The sequence below is a fragment of the Streptosporangium sp. NPDC048886 genome (genome assembly GCF_055586905.1).
In genome coordinates this window covers 120913-138385 of sequence record NZ_JBVJHH010000029.1, presented here as the reverse complement: position 1 = coordinate 138385, position 17473 = coordinate 120913, and the positions used below count along the sequence as shown (strand labels likewise).

Annotated in this window: 9 protein-coding genes; 1 reads left to right on the top strand and 8 read right to left on the bottom strand. The window is 71.8% G+C overall.

Going from position 1 to position 17473, the window contains the following annotated elements:
• The 5 genes from qcrB to ACZ6R6_RS31825 all read right to left on the bottom strand — a co-directional run.
• The coding region (qcrB, locus tag ACZ6R6_RS31845; RefSeq protein ID WP_470099589.1) for a cytochrome bc1 complex cytochrome b subunit at window positions 1–1080 on the bottom strand (1080 nt) is incomplete at its 3' end.
• 144 nt (window positions 1081–1224) lie between these two features.
• The gene (locus ACZ6R6_RS31840) at window positions 1225–2340 is read right to left on the bottom strand and encodes an alpha/beta hydrolase family protein (protein ID WP_470099587.1); all 1116 of its coding nucleotides are present in this window, start codon (window positions 2338–2340) and stop codon (window positions 1225–1227) included.
• On the bottom strand, window positions 2324–2896 hold the full coding sequence (locus tag ACZ6R6_RS31835) for a TetR/AcrR family transcriptional regulator (protein ID WP_470099586.1): 573 nt from the start codon (window positions 2894–2896) through the stop codon (window positions 2324–2326). Before ACZ6R6_RS31835 ends, ACZ6R6_RS31840 begins: the two co-directional genes overlap by 17 nt.
• A gap of 166 nt (window positions 2897–3062) precedes the next feature.
• Complete coding sequence (locus ACZ6R6_RS31830) at window positions 3063–3743, bottom strand: DUF998 domain-containing protein (protein ID WP_470099585.1); 681 nt, start codon at window positions 3741–3743, stop codon at window positions 3063–3065.
• Between the two features lie 46 nt (window positions 3744–3789).
• Window positions 3790–4446 (bottom strand): SRPBCC family protein, encoded by a 657-nt coding sequence (locus ACZ6R6_RS31825; protein WP_470099584.1) that lies wholly within the window; start codon window positions 4444–4446, stop codon window positions 3790–3792.
• Between the two features lie 518 nt (window positions 4447–4964).
• Here ACZ6R6_RS31825 and ACZ6R6_RS31820 point away from each other — a divergent pair.
• A complete protein-coding gene (locus tag ACZ6R6_RS31820) occupies window positions 4965–7115 on the top strand; it encodes an NACHT domain-containing protein (RefSeq protein ID WP_470099582.1) in 2151 nt (716 codons plus the stop codon).
• A gap of 182 nt (window positions 7116–7297) precedes the next feature.
• Here the strand turns inward: ACZ6R6_RS31820 and ACZ6R6_RS31815 are convergent, their stop codons facing one another.
• The 3 genes from ACZ6R6_RS31815 to ACZ6R6_RS31805 form a co-directional block, all read right to left on the bottom strand.
• Window positions 7298–10999 (bottom strand): UvrD-helicase domain-containing protein, encoded by a 3702-nt coding sequence (locus ACZ6R6_RS31815; protein ID WP_470099580.1) that lies wholly within the window; start codon window positions 10997–10999, stop codon window positions 7298–7300.
• A gap of 112 nt (window positions 11000–11111) precedes the next feature.
• Window positions 11112–14267 carry an ATP-dependent helicase gene (locus ACZ6R6_RS31810; protein ID WP_470099578.1) on the bottom strand — a complete coding sequence of 1052 codons (3156 nt, stop codon included), beginning with the start codon at window positions 14265–14267 and terminating at the stop codon, window positions 11112–11114.
• 318 nt (window positions 14268–14585) lie between these two features.
• Window positions 14586–17381: a CDP-glycerol glycerophosphotransferase family protein gene (locus ACZ6R6_RS31805; RefSeq protein WP_470099576.1), complete on the bottom strand. Its 2796-nt coding sequence runs from the start codon at window positions 17379–17381 to the stop codon at window positions 14586–14588.
• Between the last annotated feature and the right edge of the window lie 92 nt (window positions 17382–17473).

The following is a 17473-nucleotide window of genomic DNA, read 5'->3' as shown; positions in this document are numbered from 1 at the left end:
GCGGTCCCCGGTGACCCACTGCTCGATGAACGGATACAGGGCCAGGCCCGTCATGACGATGCCCATCGGCACCAGCGCCGGGATCAGCACGCTCAGCGGCAGCGTGAAGCCCAGGACGTTGATCTCCCAGGAGGGCATCAGCCGGAGCGAGCCCTCCAGGAATCCCATGTAGAAGTCGGGCTGGGATCCCGCCGAGATGTCGGCCGGGGTGTAGGGACCGAACAGCCAGATCGGGTTGATCTGGGCGAAGGTGCCCAGCAGCGCGATGGTGCCGAACGTGAACATGAAGTAGGCGCCCGACTTGGCCATGAAGGCCGGGTAGAGCGGGGCGCCCACCACGTTGTTGTTCGTGCGGCCCTTGCCCGGCATCTGCGTGTGCTTCTGCACCCACATCAACATGAGGTGGGCGGTGATGAGCGCCAGCAGGATGCCCGGGATGAGCAGGATGTGGAGCGAGTAGAACCGGGGAATCACGTCCTCTCCGGGATACTCGCCGCCGAAGAGGAAGAAGGTGATCCAGGTGCCGACCAGCGGCAGCGAGATCATCACACCCTCGGTGATCCGCAGACCGGCGCCGGAGAGCAGGTCGTCGGGGAGGGAGTAGCCGGTCAGACCCTCGAACAGGGCCAGCGTCAGCAGGCCGACACCGATCAGCCAGTTGAGCTCGCGCGGCTTGCGGTACGCACCGGTGAAGAACACCCGGAGCATGTGCACCATCATGCCGGCGACGAACAGCAGGGCCGCCCAGTGGTGCATCTGCCGCATCAGCAGACCGCCGCGGACGTCGAAGCTGATGTGCAGCGACGAGGCGTACGCCTCGGACATCATGACGCCCCTGAGCGGCTCGTAGGAGCCGTCGTAGGCGACCTCGCCCATGGTGGGCCTGAAGAAGAACGTCAGGAACGTGCCGGTCAGCAGCAGGACGATGAACGAGTACAGCGCGATCTCGCCCAGCAGGAACGACCAGTGGTCAGGAAAGATCTTCCGTAAATTACGCTTGAAGAAGTTCCCCGCCCCGGTGCGGTCGTCGATGAAGCTGCTCGTGCTCGCTATGGGCTTCGGAACGGTTCCGCTGCTCATGCGTGGTCTCCGTCCTCACGAACCTCGGCCTCGGCGTCGCCGCGCTCCCAGAAGCCAGGACCGGCCGCCGTGGATAACCAGGTATTTCTCATCATCCATAGCGATGGGTAGATCGAGGCAAAGGCTGAGCAGCCGGATCACGGTTCATCCGTTACGGGATCGATCCGTAGCCAGGAAGGCACGCACGGCGCGGTCATAGCGGGCCCGGTCGACGTTCCACGCCTCGGTGTGCTCACCCTGCGCGAACTCCTCGAATCTGATGTCCCAGCTCAGCCGCCTGCCCGTGGCTACCAGGCCGCGGGCCTCCTCGATCGGGTGGTCGGTGTCCGGAGTGGTGTGGATCAGTAGCAGGGGCGGCCTGACCTTCGGCGGGTAGCGGATCATGCTGAGCTGGTCTACGTCGACGCCGGTCCGCCACTCGACAACCAGATTCGACAGTACGGCGACGAACGTGGGCAAGTGCTGGTTGCGCGCGCCTTGCTCGGCCGTCATCCGCACGTCGACCATCGGCGCGTCCATGATCACCTTGTCGACCAGTCTGGCCAGTTCTGACCTGGCCAGGAACTGCCCGACGATCTGCCCGCCCATCGACGTCCCGTACAGCACGAACCGCGTGGCCCCGAGTCGCTGCGCCCTGCGTAGCGCCGCCTCCAGGTCGCGCCACTCCGAGTCGCCCAGGTGAAGAAGCCCGTCGGGGGAGTCCGGCGCGCCTTCGTCGTTGCGGTAGCTGATGTCCAGGTAGGGCAGGCCGAGATCATGCACCACCGGGAGGACCTTCAGTTCGGCTTTGCGCCGCCCGTTCTGCCCATGCACGGCCACGAACCACGTGGTCCCTTTGCCGGGCACGTACCAGGCCGGGGCGGGGCCCAGCTCGGTCGGGATCATGATCTCGGAGAAGTCGATACCCCAAGTCACCTTGGGATCGCCCGGTGGAACGTTGCCGAAGTAGCCTGGCGTGCCCACGGAGGGCGTGGGCCCGCGCAGCACCTTGCGGGTGACCCTCCCCGGTGATCGCGTCACGAGGTCGCCCAGCATGGTGAAGGAGCCTGTCCATTCCAGCCAGTAGGTGCCGAGTTTGGCTGTCTCGTGCGTCTCGGTCAGCGTGACTGTCCCGTCCCCCGCGGCGAGCACGTTCGTGTTGCCCGTGCCGTAGTGGACGACCTGCACGCTGGCGTCGCTGCCGAGCCAGGCGCCGTACCCGGCCGCGACCACCAGCAGCGCCAGGCCGGCGACCAGAGTCTTCCTAAGCGTGGAGGCCATCGAGGATCCTCCGCACGTTTCGCTCGCACAGGTCCCGGAAGGCGGGCTCGTTCAGCCCGATGCGCCCGCCGAGGTAGAGCTGGACCAGTCCTTGGGTGGAGGAGGTCAACGCCAGCGCGGCCTCTAGCGGCACGTCTCTGCGCAGGATCCCGTCCGCCATACCCTTCTCGACGATCGCCACGACCCGTTCGAAGGCAGGCGAGCCACCACCCTTGAAGTCGTCGGGGAAGTGCCTGGCCCGCTCTCTCCGGTCGGTCATCAGGAACGTGTACAGGTGCGGGCTGCCCAGGGCGAAGTCGAGGAAGTCGTTCATGAGGCCGAACATCCCGGCCTCCCAGTCGCCCTCGGCAACTCGGGTTCCCCAGACCTCTGCCAGCTCACGGAAGGTCGCATCAGCCACGGCCTGCAGCAGCGTCTGCCGGTTCGGATAGTGCTTGTAGATGGCCATCGCGGTGACGCCCACGACGTCGGCCACCCGGCGCATGCTCACAGCCTCGGAGCCTTCGCGCACGAGGATATCCCGAGCCGCCTCGGCGATCTTCTCCGCAGTATTCACGTTTACACCGTATACCAATTAGGTGTACAACGTAAACCATCCGCCGGATCTGGCGGCTCGGGGATTCTGAAGGTCTATCGTCCTGGTCGTTCGTCTTGCTGCGCGGGTGAAGGCGAGGTGGCCGTGCCCGGGGGTCCGGGTGACCGTGCCCTGGAGGAAAGGCCGGTCAGGCCGGTGCCGCCGGGTCGGGCCGAGCCAGCCGTTGCGCCGCCAGAAGCGACGTCCATGCCAGGACGAGCGCGATGGCGAGGGCGAAGGCGCCATTGGCCACCCGGGAGCCCTGCGTCGCGAAGATCGAGATCCAGGCCGCCAGGAAGAGCACGCCGGTCACCGTACTGAAGGCGGCCCAGCCGCGGCGGCCGGCCACCGCGAACCACCGGCCGGACGCGAAACACGCGGCGATCAGCGCGAGAAAGGCGACCCCGGAAACAAGGAAGTGCACCATCCCCTGCGTGCTCATGCTCGTGGGCGGGCCGAGGGGCGTCCCCGGCGGGAAGCCGTCGGCAGGGTCGGCGGAGAAGAAGGCTGCGGCGACCATCCCGGCGCCGAAGACGCCGACCAGCCGCGGCCCCCAGGTGCCGCCCCGGCCCGCCGGACCGCGTGCCCGGTGCAGGCCGACCGCTCCCGCCACGAACAGCAGGCCACTGACCGCGAAGTTGGCGATCTGAATCCATCCCCGGTCACCGTTGCTCAGCATGCTGGCCGGATACCGGCTGATGTCGAACCCGTCCCTGGTGAGCATCTGCAGCAGGACCACGACGATGTAAAGGGGGCCGGCGACGACGCCGCAGCCCAGCAGCGTCCGGGTCGCCCCGTCGGCCGCTGTGGTGGTGAGGTTCTCGGTCACCGGTCTACTCCGCTCATGAGAACGGGACGACCCACCGCGCGGCGGGTCATCTGTTGCCGTCCCCGCCGGTCTCGGGAGCGAAGTGCTGCACGGCGAACGCGACGGCCGCGGCGAGGTCGTCGCCGCCGGTGCCCCAAGCGGCCTGGGCCGCGGATCCCCAGGCGCGGCAACTGGCGGTGACGAACTCTCTCTCCTCAGGCGTGTCCCCCCAGGTCGTGGGGTCGAACGTGACGCCGCGCAGGAACAGGCCGAGGCCGAGCAGCGCGAGGTCCCAGCCGCAGCCGATGCCGATCGTGGCGCCGGGCCCGTACGTGCGCGCCATCTCATCGACGATCTCGGCGGGTGCGGCGTGCTCCAGCTCCAGGACAGTCCCCCCGTCGCCGGACGCCAGGCGCACTTCGACCTCGGTGGGCATGCCCTCCCCCAAGGCCCAGGTCACCTTGATCAGATGGGGCCTCTCGCAGCGCAGGATCTCCCCGCCGGCGTTGTCCTTGAGCTGGAACGTGCCGCCGAGCCGCAGGTCGCCGTCGATCGGGGCGAGCCATCGGCTGATCCGGTCGGGGTCGGTGCAGGCGTTCCACACGTCCTCGATCGAGGTGTCGTACGTGCGCCGCAGCAGCAGCGAGCGCCCCGCGCCGGCGGCGACCGGCTGGTTGCCGATCTCGCGGTGGGTGGCGCTGATCTGGTTGAGAATGTCGATCATTCCTCTTCTTCCTCCTCGTCGTTCTCGTCGTTCGTGCCTGGTCGTCCCTCCGCGGACGGCGTCTCGTCACGCAGGTGGCGGCGCTCGCGCCGGGCGCGCGCGAGTTCGGCGCCCAGCGCGTCCAGGCGCCGGCTCCAGAACCGGCGAAACGCTCCATCTGGATGCCGACCTCCCCGAGGGGTACGGAGCCGACGCCGTACGGGCACCGGGGGTGCCGACCGCGCCGCCGAGCACGTCGAGTGCGTGAACGAGGCCAACAATCTCACTCATGACTTATATAAGTCAACACTGATTAAGATTGAGGCGGGCCTTCAGCGGGAGCGTTCCGTCCGCGCGGCGGGGCAGGCGTACGGCGGCCTTTCGGCTCAACGCTCCGTTACCACCGGAAGGAGAGACAGAGCCGATCACTGGCCAGACCCGATCCGGCTGGCCGAGATGCCGAAAGCGGTGCAGTGAGTTGCGCTCCAGGCGACCCTTAGAGGCTTTTGCCCCCTTTACGCAGTGGAAGGTGCTACCCGATGAAAGGCCGCTGGCTGCAGGTCACGATCACTACGATGGCCGCCATGATGGGCGAGCGGCAGTGGCGGACCTGGCTGTTATGGCTGTCTATGGTGCTCGCGCCGGTCATGGTGTCGGTGGCCGCCAACCAAGTGCTCAACGACGGCGTGTGGAGCGGCCCTTGGCTCGCCGGCACCATCGTGGCGGCGGTGGTGGCCGGGCTGATCGTCGAACGGGCCGGGCGCGTGCTCGCCCCCGCTGCCGGAACCGTCACCGAGACCATGCGGGAGCTCGCCCAGTTGGTCCACGACCGGTGGAGCGATGAGGTGGTGACGCGTTCCCTGGGCGATCCGCCCATCCCGGTCTCCTGGCACATGACTCGCCGAACCAAGCTCATGGATCACCCGCACCTGATCGCCGACCGTGAGCCGGCCATGTCGGGCCGATCGGACGACATCGCCGCGCTTGCCGTCGCCTTCCGCGCGCTGCGCCGTCGCCGCCTGGTCATCACCGGAGGTCCGGGCACAGGCAAGACCACGCTGGCCATCCAATTGATGCTGGAACTGATCCGCACGCGTGCCGAGAACGACCCGGTCCCGGTGCTCCTGCCCGTCGCCGACTGGGACATCGAGGCCCACCCCCGGTTTCAGGACTGGGTGACCGAGCGCGTGCGCACCGACTACGCCGCCTTACGCACCCCGGGCAACAAGCAAGACGGCGCCGACATTCTGGCGGCCCGCGGCTCACTTTTGGCCATTCTCGACGGCCTCGACGAGTTGCCCGAGAACGCCCGCGCCAAGGTGATCGAGAAATTGTCCGACACGCTCATGGAACGCGATCAGGTGATCATCACGTCGCGTACCACCGAGTACGGCAACGCGGTCGTCGCCGCACGGCGCCCGCTCAAGGCCGCCGCCGTCATCGCGCCCAAGGCGCTGCCCCCCGACGTCGTGGCGGACTACCTGAGCGACTGTCTGTCCGCGCTTTCCTCCCCGGCCTGGACCAAGGTCTTGCGCGCCCTCAGGGAGGGCGCCGCGCCGGCTCTGGCCGATGTCACCTCCACCGCCTTGGGCCTATGGCTGGTCCGGGCCGTCTACATCGATCAGCCGGACAACGACCCGGCTCCGTTGGCGACCGAGTACGCCGACGACGCGCGGGCCCTGCGCGCTCACCTGCTCGACAACGTTCTTGGTGCGCTGCTGAACGCGCGCACCACGATCCGGCCCCCAGTATGGGATCCGGCCAGCATCGCCGGATGGACGGAGCAGCTAGCACGCCTGCAGGCCGAATCTGGCGGTCATGACCTGACCTGGTGGCGGCTGACCGACCAGGCGCTGCCCGCCTCTCGAACACGGCGCGCACTCGCCCGTACCTGGATCGGCGCCTTGAGCGGTCTGGTGTTCGCAGCCCCCGCCGCGTTGACCGCCACACTGACCTATGGGCCGGCCTTCGGCTCGGCCTTCGGCATCTTCTTCGGCCTGTCCGCGATGCATGCCGCCCGCACCCCCGACTTCGCTCCGCTGCGTGTACGGCAACGGCTGCAGGACTTCACCCGCGGTCTCTTGTCCGACACACAGATGATCTTCATCCTGCCGGCCGGCCTCGGCCTGCCGGCGGTGGGCTACAACGCGTGGGTGCACGGCTGGAAAATGGGCCTGGCCACCCTGGTCTCAGCGCTCGGCATCAGCTGGGTGACCGTGCGGATCTTGCGGCAGCAGGACAAGAAGCCCGCCCAACCAGACGAGAATCGGCTCCCGCCGTTCACCGCCGCCGTCACCCCGCAATCCACCTGGCGGGTCAACCGAAGCCTCGTGGGTCTGCAATTGATGAACGCACTGCTCCTGGGGGCGATCGTCGGCTTCGCAGTCGATTTCATGAACGAGGCGTCCATCGTGGCGCCTTATCCGTCCGCGGCGGTAGACGCGGGGATGGGCATCATCTTGGGCATAACGTTCGGCCTGGTGAACAGACGCCAGCACATGTGGCTGATGTCCATCATCGCCCTGGTACACCTTGGGCCGTCGGGCCGGCTGCCGTTCCGCTTGATGGGCTTCCTGCACTACCTGCACCAGATGGGCGTCCTGCGGACCGTGGGACCCTTCTACCAGTTCCGCCATGCCGAACTGCAAGATCATCTCGCCGTCGCCAAGGTGACCGGTCACTCCCGCTGACAGACCCGCCTCTGCTGATCCGGCACACGAGTGACCGCTCCTTGGGTCAGGGCTGCCCGCCGCCCGCGCCGTGGTGATCGAGGAAGCGGGCCACATGGCCCACGTCGACCAGCCTCGCGCATGGCTCGACGCCGTCACCGGCTTCCTGTCCTGACGGCTCGACCGCCCGCCCCTCTTCGGGATCAGCCGAGAGCGGGGATCGACTCGATGAGCCGGACCAGGCCCCGCTCGTCGAGGAGGTTGACCGGGCGGACCGTCTCGTTGAGACGGACGAAGTGGAAGGCGGCACTCACCCGGCGGAGGGGGACCTCGGCCAGGTGGGACCAGGCCAGGCGGTAGGCGGCGAGCTGGACCGCCGCGGCGGCCTCGGCCTTCTTGCCCTTGGGACGCCGGCCGGTCTTCCAGTCGACGACCTCGTAGCCGCCGTCGGGGGTCTCGAACACCGCGTCCATCCGGCCCCGGACCAACCGATCGGCGATCATCGTCTCGAAGGGGATCTCGACGTCCAGCGGCTCCCGGCCGGCCCACTCGCTCTCCTCGAACCGGTCGCGCAGCTCGTCGAGCTGGAGGTCGGTCTCCTCGAAGCCGTCGGAGGAGCCGGGCAGTTCGAGCTCGTCGAGCAGGCGCTGCTGACCCCACCGGGACTCCAGCCAGCGGTGGAAGGAAGTGCCCCGGCGGGCCAGCGGGGTGGGTTTCCTGGGCACCGGGCGGCGGATCTCCCGGGCCAGGGCCTTGGCGTCGGCGGCCAGGGTGACCAGTTCCGAGACGCTCAGATGGGTGGGCAGCTCCACCTGCCCGCCACCGCGCCGCCGGTTCACGGCCCGCTCCCGGAGCAGGAGCTCGGTGTCGCGCTCCCACGCCTTCGCCCGCTCCCTGTCCCAGCCGCGCAGCTCCGCGAAGGCCGTGGCGCGCTCCCCCTGAAGCTCCGGCCCGGGCTCGCTCCCGGACACGCCTCCGCGCTCCGGCGGCCCCTCACCCCCGCGCCCGGGGCCGGCCGGGGCGCCCCGCCCCGCCGCCGGGACGGCGGGCCCCTCGCCCGGCACGGCTCCGGAGAGGTCCGCCGGGTCGCCGGAGAAGTGCCCCGCGTCCCCGGAGAAGTCGGGGTCCTCCGGGAAGTCCGGGTCCTCCGGGAAGAGATCCTCCTCGTCCTGCGGGGCCTCCGGGAAGGGGACGTCCTCGTCGTCCGGAGCCCCCGGGAAGGGGATGCCCCCGCCGTCCCACGCGGCCTCGGGGAAGGGAACGTCCTCGCCGTCCGTGCCGGAGCCGTCCGTGCCGGAGCCGGCCGCGCCGCTCCGGCCGGCGGGAGGGAGCGGCCCGGCGCCGGTGAGGGCCGCGAGGGCCGCCTCGACCATGGTGGCGCCGTCGAGGACGGCGCCGTAGCGCAGACCTTCGGGGGTGACGGGCCAGGTGGCCTCGGCCGGCTCGGCGAGGAGGGGGTTGGTGGCGCCCTCGGCGGCCTCGGGCGCCCAGGCGGCGACGCGGCCACAGGTCTCGCGGATCTCCACCAGGAAGTCGGAGGGCTCCAGGGGCTTGGCCGCGCTGCCCCAGCGGTAGCCGGAGGCGATCAGGAGGTAGTGGGCGCGGGTGACGGCCACGTAGGCCAGGCGGCGCTCCTCCAGCAGGTCGCGGTCACGGCAGCGCTCGTCGAACTCGGCCAGCTCCTCCTTGCTCAGCCCGGCCAGCCCGGGCAGGTCGGAGGCGTCACCGCGGAGCGGGTAGGGCAGCTTGCGCGGGTTGTCCGTCCACTTGGGACTGGTCGTCGGGCGTGCCGGGAACATCGTGCCGACGGTCAGGGTCCCCGCCTTGGACAGCGCCTGGGACAGCCCGGGGAGCACGACGACCGGCCACTCCAGGCCCTTGGAGGCGTGGATGGTCATCAGCTTGACGCTGTTGCTCTCCCCCACCCGTCCGGCGTCCAGGCCGTTCTCCTCCTCGTCGGCCGCCTTCAGGAAGGCCAGGAACGCGCCCAGGGTCGGGTCCTCGGAGTCGCCCGCGAACCGGGCCGCGGCGTCCAGGAAGGCGTCCAGGTCGGCCCGGGCGGCGAACGGGCCGACGGCCGTGCCCCGTGCCGCCACCTCGATGTCCAGGCCGAGCCTGCGCTCGATCTCGATGATCAGGTCGGGGAGCGGCTGGCCGGTGTGGGCGCGCAGGATCCGCAGCTCCTGCGCCATGGCGAGCAGCCGCACCCGGGCCAGGGGCGAGAACAGGTCCTGCCATTCGGGGCGGTCGGGCAGCTCGTCGAGGGCGTCGACCAGGCTGCCGCGCTCCTCGGCCAGGTCCGCCACGACCTGGTCCAGCGGGTCGGCCACCGCCGATCCGCCCTCCCGGGTCTCCCGGTTCAGCTCGCGCGCCCGCTCACCCAGCTCCTTCAGGTCGGCCGGGCCGATCCGCCACCGGGGGCCGGACAGCAGCCGGACCAGCGCGTCACCCGCGGTCGGGTCATAGAGCACGCGCAGGGTGGAGACGATGTCGGAGACCTCCGGGACGGTCAGCAGGCCGCCCAGGCCGACCACCTCGACCGGGATCCCCCGCTCCTCCAGAGCCCGGCGCAGCGCGGGGAACTGCGACCGTTTGCGGGCCAGCACCGCCACGTCGTGCGGCTGCAGGCACTGCGGGCCGCCCCACGCGCTCTGCTTGGCCTTCTTGCGCTCGCCCTCGCCCCAGGGCAGGCCGTCGGGGGCGCTCTCGCTGCCGAGCAGCCTGGCGACGCCGTCGGCGATCCACGCCGCCTCGTCGTCGGCGGTCTCGTGGAAGGCGCACACCACCCGGCCGCGCTCGACCCGGTTGCCGCCGGGCACCAGCACCGGCACCTCCCGCGCCTCCATCCGGAGCGGGAGCTGCACCCGGGCCGCGACGTCGAGTACGGCGTCGCCGTTGCGGAAGCTGACCGACAGGCGGCGGACCGGGGCGGGCTCCCCCGAGGCCGTCGTGAAGTCGCGGGGGAACCGGGTGAGGTTGCCCGCCGAGGCGCCGCGCCAGCCGTAGATGGACTGGCAGGGGTCGCCCACGGCGGTCACCGGATGGCCGCCGCCGAACAGCGAGCGGAGCAGGACGAGCTGGGCGTGGCTGGTGTCCTGGTATTCGTCGAGGAGGACGACGGCGAAGCGGCCCCGCTCGATCTCGCCGACCTCGGCGTGCCTGGCGGCGATCCGGGCGGCCAGCGCCATCTGGTCGCCGTGGTCGACGACCTCGCGGCCCCGCTTGAGCCGGCCGTACGCCTCGACCAGGGGCAGGAGCTGCTCCCTGGCCCGCTGCGTGGCCAGCGGCCGGCGCTGGGGCAGGGTGGGCGAGCCGGGCAGCTCGCCGTAGCGCTCGGTGAGCCAGGCGCCGATCTCCCGCACGTCCTGCGGACCGCGCAGGTGCTCGGCCATCTCCCCGGCCAGCTCCAGCACCGCCCGGGTGACGGTGGCCGGGCCCCACTCGATCTGCTCCATGGGCCCGTCGTAGGCGCTGACCACCCGCCCGGCCAACTGCCAGGAGACGGCCGGGCTGACCAGGCGCATGGTCGGCTCCAGCGCCTCGCGCAGGGCGTGGTCGGTGACCAGCCTGGCCGCGTAGGCGTGGTAGGTCGAGATGGTCGGCTCGCCCTCCAGCAGCTCGGCGGGGACCTGCTCGGCGGTGACCAGGCCGTTGAGCCGCTCGCGGACGCGGTGGGCCAGCTCGCCGGCGGCCTTCCTGGTGAAGGTCAGGCCGAGCACCTGTTCGGGGCGGACCAGGCCGTTGGCCACCAGCCAGACGACCCGCCCGGCCATGGTCTCGCTCTTGCCGGACCCCGCTCCGGCGACCACGACCATCGGTCCGAGACCGGCCTCGATCACCTCGGCCTGCTCGGGGGTGGGGGGGAGGATGCCCAGCTTGGCGGCGAGCAGGCTCGGACTCAGCACGGGACGCCCTCGCGGCGGGGGGTACGGCTCGGCACGCCTGATCTCCGTTCTCGCTGACCGGGCAGCTCGCCCGCACCGCGCAGGTGCGACACCCGCCGGCCCCGGCACCGGCTCAGCACACCTGGTCCCCGTTCTTGCTGACCGGGCAGCTCGCCCGCACCGCGCAGGTGCGGCATCCGTCGTTGACCTTGGCCTGGAAGAACGGCCCGGACATGCCGAGCGCCACGGTGTCGACCATGTCGCGCGCCCAGCCGGGGTCGGCGTCCTCCGACAGGGCCCGCTGGGCCTGCTCCTTGGCGTCCTTCTTGCCCGCGGCGTCGCCCACCTGGACCAGGGCCGCACCGCCGGGCTCGGTCATCCCGTGCCGCTGGAAGGCGCCCAGCAGCGCGGCGAGCTGGTAGACCCCGAGCTGGGGGTGGCGCTCGATCTCGGCGTCCTTCGGCCCGTTCTTGCCGGTCTTGATGTCGATGATCACGGCCCGGCCCTCGGCGTCGCGTTCGACCCGGTCCACCCGCCCCTTGATCTGCACGCCCTCGGAGACCATGGCCGTGAACGCCTCTTCCAGACCGACCAGCTCGCGGGGGTTCTCCTGGTGCCAGCGGACGAACTTGGAGATCATCTGCTCGGCGACCTGGCGCTGCTTGCGGTTGTACCAGACGCCGCCGAAGTCGAGCTCGTGCCAGATCTCGTCCAGACGCTTGCCGAGGGTGTCCTCGGCGGGCATGCCCGTCGCGGCGAGCACGGCCAGCGCGTGGATGACCGTGCCCAGGCCCCGCGCCGCGTCGGTGCCGCTGGCCCCCACGGAGGTCTCCAGCAGCCAGCGCAGGCCGCACTTGGTGAAGTTCTCCACCGCCGAGGGTGAGACACGCACGATGTCGTCGGGCCAGCTCAGCGGGCGGTCGTCGGAGATCGGGGTGAGGGCGTACCACTCGTTGGGGTGGGCGCCGGGCACCCCGGCGGTGGCGAGCCTGGCCAGGTGCCCGGCGGCGGCCCTGCGCAGCGGGGTGGGCCGGGTCGGGTCGGAGACGGCCGAACGCAGGTCCGCCACCAGGGCGGACATGCTCAACCAGCGGGAGCGCTCGTCGACGACCGCCTCCTCGGCCGCTCCGGGCACCAGCTCGCCGAGGAACCGGGAGGGCCGCTCCTCGCTGTCGTCGCCGCCCACGGCGGTGACGATGAGCCGGTGCCTGGCCCTGGTCGCCGCCACGTAGAACAGCCGGCGCTCCTCGGCCAGGAGCTGGGAGGCCAGCGCGGCGGAGACGGCGGCCGGGTTCTCGTGCTCCGACCCTTCCGCCCTGGCGACCATGTCGTCGGTGCTCAGGATGGACCCGCGCAGCCGCAGGTCCGGCCAGGCCCCCTCCTGCACGCCGGCGACGACCACGACGTCCCACTCCAGGCCCTTGGCGCGGTGCGCGGTCAGGATCCGCACCGACTCGGTGTCGGGGGCGCGCGCGGCGAGGGAGTCGCCGGGGATCTCCTGGGCGACCAGGTCCTCGACGAACACCTCGACGCCCGCGTGCGGCAGCCGGTCGACGAACCTGGCCGCGTGGTCGAACAGCGCCACCACCGCGTCGAGGTCGCGGTCGGCCATGGTGCCCCGGAAGCCGCCCGCGACGCTCGTCTCGGTCCACTTCTCGGCCAGCCCGGTGGCCTGCCAGACGGTCCAGAGCACGTCTTCGGCGGTGCCGCCCTGCCGTACGGCCTCGGCGGCGCCGGAGATGAGCCGGGCGAGCCGTTCGGCGGGCAGCGCCACGTGCGGCTCCACCCGGACCAGCTCCCGCACGTCCTTCAGGGCCGCGACCAGCAGCTCACCCGACGAGCGCGGCTCGGCGGCGTCTCGCTCGCCGGAGTGGTCCACCAGGTCGCGTCCGTCGGGGTCCGTCAGCGCCTCGTGCTCGGCGATCCGCAGGGCCCGGCGCAGGCGGCGCACACCGATCATGTCGGTGCCGCCGAGCGCGCCGGTCAGCAGCTCCTCGGCCACCCCCTCGTCGAGGGTCTCCGGGTGGAGGGCGACCTGGATGAGCCTGATCAGCGGCCGCACGCCCGGCTCCTGGAACAGCGGCAGCTCGCCGCCGCCCACGACGACCGGCACCCCGGCCGTGACCAGGGCGCGGCGCAGCAGCGGCACCTGGCGCGTGGCCGAGCGCACCAGCACCGCCATCCGCGACCAGGGGACCCCGTCCAGCAGGTGCGCCCGGCGCAGCGTGTCGGCCACGACCGCGGCCTCCTGCGTGGCCCCGTCGGTCACCACCACCCGGACGTCGCCGGGCTCGGCCTCCGGCAGCGCGCGCAGGTCGCGGTGGGCGGCGCCGCCCGGGGTCGCGGGCAGGCGCGCGGCGACGCGGCGGGAGGCCCTCAGGAGCTCGGGTCCGCTGCGGCGGCACACGCGCAGGGCGATGACGGGCGCGTTCTCGCCGTCGGCCGTGGGGAAGCTCTCCGGGAAGCGCATGATCCCGCGCACGTCGGCGCCGCGGAAGCCGTAGATCGACTGGTCGGGGTCGCCGACCGCGACGAGGTCGCGTCCCTCCCCGGCCAGCTGCTGGAGCAGGAACTCCTGGGCCGGATCGGTGTCCTGGTATTCGTCCACGAAGACGACGTCGTAGGCGGCGCGCTCGCGCAGCCGCACCTCGGGGTCGGTGAGCAGGCCGCCGGCGGTGCGGATCAGGTCGGAGTAGTCGAGCACCGGCTCCATGTCCAGGTCGAACCTGGACTGGTAGCGGTCGGCGAACCGTCCGGCAGCCGCCCAGTCGGCGCGGCCGTGCCGGCGGCCCAGCTCGACCAGCTCGTCGCCGTCGAGACCCCGCTCGGCGGCACGGGCCAGGAAGTCGCGCAGCTCCTGGGCGAAACCACGGGTCTTGAGCGCCTCGCGCATGTCGTCCGGCCAGTGCGGGGCGCCGTCCTCCAGCTCGCCGTGGAGCAGGCGGCGGATCTCCAGGAGCTGCTCGGGACCGGTCAGCAGGCGGGGCGGCACGCCCCCGGCGAGCACGGCCTCGCGGCGGAGCAGCGCGTAGGCGTAGCTGTGGAAGGTGAGGGCGAGGGGGGTCCGGGTGGTGCGGCGCATCCGGCCGGTGATACGTTCGCGCAGTTCCTCGGCGGCCTTGCGGCTGAAGGTGAGGACGAGCACCCGCTCGGGATCCACGCCGCGGCGCTCGATCCGGTCCACCACGGTCTCCACGATCGTGGTGGTCTTGCCGGTGCCGGGCCCGGCGAGCACGAGCAGCGGGCCGCTCCCATGGGCCACCACCGCCCGCTGATGCTCGTCGAGCACGGGGGCAACAGCTCTCCCCGCACCCTCACGACGCACCAAACGCCAGCCCTGGCCACTCACAACTCGCCATTCCACCAGATCTCGGGCGATGATCGTGCCGACTCCGGGTGCGCGGCATGGCGGAACGTTGATCCGATCAGCCGGACGGCCGGGCCGTCCGGGCCGCCTTTCTTGATCGTCGGGGGCGTACGCCCAGCTCAGACCGGCGCAGAGGGGCGCGCGGCACCGGAGGCCGGACCGCCCCGGGCCGGCGGACCGGAGCGCGCAGTGACGCATGCCATCTGATCGCCGCCGCGGCCGTCCCGGCCCGGCCCCGGGTCAGGAGACGAAGACGTGGTCGACCAGCCGGGCGGTCGCCTTGCCGTCGTCGCGGGGGGCGTAGCCGCGCCGGAAGCGTTCGTACCGCTCGGCGTGCGCGGCGGCCACCTCGTCGATCGTCTTCACCGCCTCGATCACCTGGGCGCCGGTGGTCAGCAGGGGCCCGGGGGCCTCGGCGGTCAGATCGAGGTAGAGGCCCCGCTTGGCCGAGTAGCGCGACAGGTCGTGGGTGAAGAAGAGCATGGGCCGCCCGGTCGCGGCGAAGTCGAACATGACGGAGGAGTAGTCGGTGATCAGCACGTCGGCGACCAGCAGCAGGTCCGCCATGTCCGGATACGTGGTGACGTCGCGGCCGAGGCCCTGGGGCACGTTGGGCGCCGCCTGCATCGAATGCGCCCTGATCAGGAACTCGTGGCCGGGACCGAGCACCCGCCGCGCCTCGGCCAGGTCCAGCCGGAGCGAGGCGTTCTTGCGGTCGTAGTCGCGGAAGGTCGGCGCGTAGAGCACCACCTTGGCGCCCTCGGCGATGCCGAGCCTGCGGCGCACCCGCGCGGCCAGCTCGTCCCGGTCGGGGGCCGACAGCACGTCGTTGCGCGGGTAGCCGCTCTCCAGGACCTCGCCCTGGTAGCCGAACGCCTTGCGCAGGATCGGGGTGGCCCACGGGCTCTGTGAGACCAGCAGGTCCCAGCCCCGCACCTCGACCGCCTGCCGGTGCCAGGCCGGCGGCTTCGGGTCGCGGGACATGTGCGGCAGGTCGTTGCCCAGGCGCTTGAGCGGGCTGCCGTGCCAGGTCTGCACGACCACCTGGTCCTCGCGGGCGCGGAACCACGGCGGCAGGAAGCCGTTGGTCACCACGTGGCGCGAGCGCGCGAGCACCGCGTAGTGCTCGCGGCTGCCCGCACGGACCACCGTCGGCCGGATGTCGGAGCCGAACCCGAGCTCCGTCGAACCCGGCGGCACGAACGCCCCGTCCTTGACCACCCAGATGTGCTCACGGTCGTCGCCGCGCCGGACGCGCTCCTCGTAGATCGCCCGGACGTTGCCTTCGTACTGTCGGCCGTCGTAGGCGACGTAGACGGTCGCGTCGCTCAGCTCGCGGGCCCGCTCGGCCGGGTAGAACGAGCGCCGCAGGGCGTAGAGGCCGCCGGCGCCCTTCTCGTCGTCGGGCCGGTGCTCGGCGACGGTCAGCACCGGCACGTCGAACCGGGTGGAGACCAGGCGGTATTCCCGGCCGTCGCGGAGCTTGGGCTCCTCATCCAGCGAGTCGAGGACGGCGTGGTCGACCCGGAGCGGCACGATCTGCCCGGCGGGGTCGCGGACCGCCATGCTCCAGCTCCCGCTGCCCAGCGGCACGGTCTCCCCGAAGCGGGGCATCGCGGCGGGCGCGAACCGCGCCGAGAAGCGGGATCCGGCCCGCTCCAGCGCGACGGTGTGGATGAGCCCGGTGCGGTGCCTGAGCGTCAGCTCGGCCGCCCCGGAACCCGGATAGGAGCCTTCGAGGGTGAGCGCGCCGCTCTCGTCCCAGGTCGCCGCCGAGATGATCGGGCGGATCCGGTGCGCGGAGACGATCACCCGGTCGCGCCGGTCGCCCAGCACGGTGATCTCCCGCTCGCCGACGACCGAGCGGCTCTCCTCGGCCCGGCCGAGCATGACCGCGGCCGCCGGGTCGCCCTTGGGCTCGATCCAGAGCCGGCCGCCGTCGCGCTCCTGCAGCAGCGAGGGTACGGCGAGCGGCACGACGACCTCGGTGCCCCCCTCGACCGGGGTGAAGTCGGCCGACATCCGGTGGCCGTCCAGGCGCGCGTGGCCCTTGGCGTGCCCCCGGCCGGGCAGGAACACCTTCAACTCCAGCCGGTCGCCCTCCAGCCGCACCTCCGTCAGCTCGGCCCGGGTGGGCTGGAGCACGACCTGGAGGGCGCGGTCGGAGGTCCAGACCGGGCGGACCCACCGGCCACCGCCGAGGTCCAGGCCCCGGGGACGCTCGGTGCGGCCGATGGAGGGGCCGCGGAGCAGGCCCTTGGCGCGGGCGCCCCGGCTCCAGATCACGATCTCGGCACGCCAGGTGGTGGTGTCGCGCACGACGGCCCGGTGGCGGAGCAGCCGCTTGCCGCCGCGCACGACGGCCCGCGCCGCGGCACGCCAGCGCAGCGCCCAGGGGTGCAGCTCGGCGACGAAGCCGGACCAGTCGTAGTTGCAGCCGGCCTCCTCGGCGCCGTGGGTGGCCTCCGGGTGGAAGATCCTGCGGGTGCGCAGCCGCACCGGGGGCAGCCAGCGAGGACCGCGCAGCACGACGGTGGCCCGGTTGAACCGGGGACTGCGGACCGAGAGGCCGGCCAGGTAGGCGTGGCCGCTGATCCGCAGCCGGCCACCGGACCAGGAGACGTCCTCGACCTGGGTCACCGGGATCAGGTCGGCGGCGCGCAGGCGGTACATGGCCTCCGGCAGCTCGTCCTGGAGCGGCAGGTCCGCATACCAGCGCAGCTTCCTGCGGACCCGCCTGGACGGCTCCGCCGCAGCCGCGGCGATCTTCTGCAGCGCGTCGCCGTCGGCGAGGTCGTCCACCTCCCGGTGCTCGACCAGGTGGAAGGCGATCCTGCGGGCCACCGGCAGGTCACGCTTGACCCGCGCGTCCACGCCGGCGAGGTAGGGCCTGACGGCCGTGACGAACTCGCGACGGCGGGCGGCGCCGCGCTTGACCGCCAGATCGAGCCGGGAGCCGAGCGGGCCGGCCAGCGCGTCGGCGTCGAACCTGCGGCGCTCGGCCGGGGTCAGCCCCTCGGCGAGCACCGCCGCCATGATCGATTCGAGCGGTTCTCCCCGGTCACAGAGATCTTGAACAGCCCGTAGGCGGTCGGGGGCGGAATCGCCGCCGGACCGCGCTGGTGTGG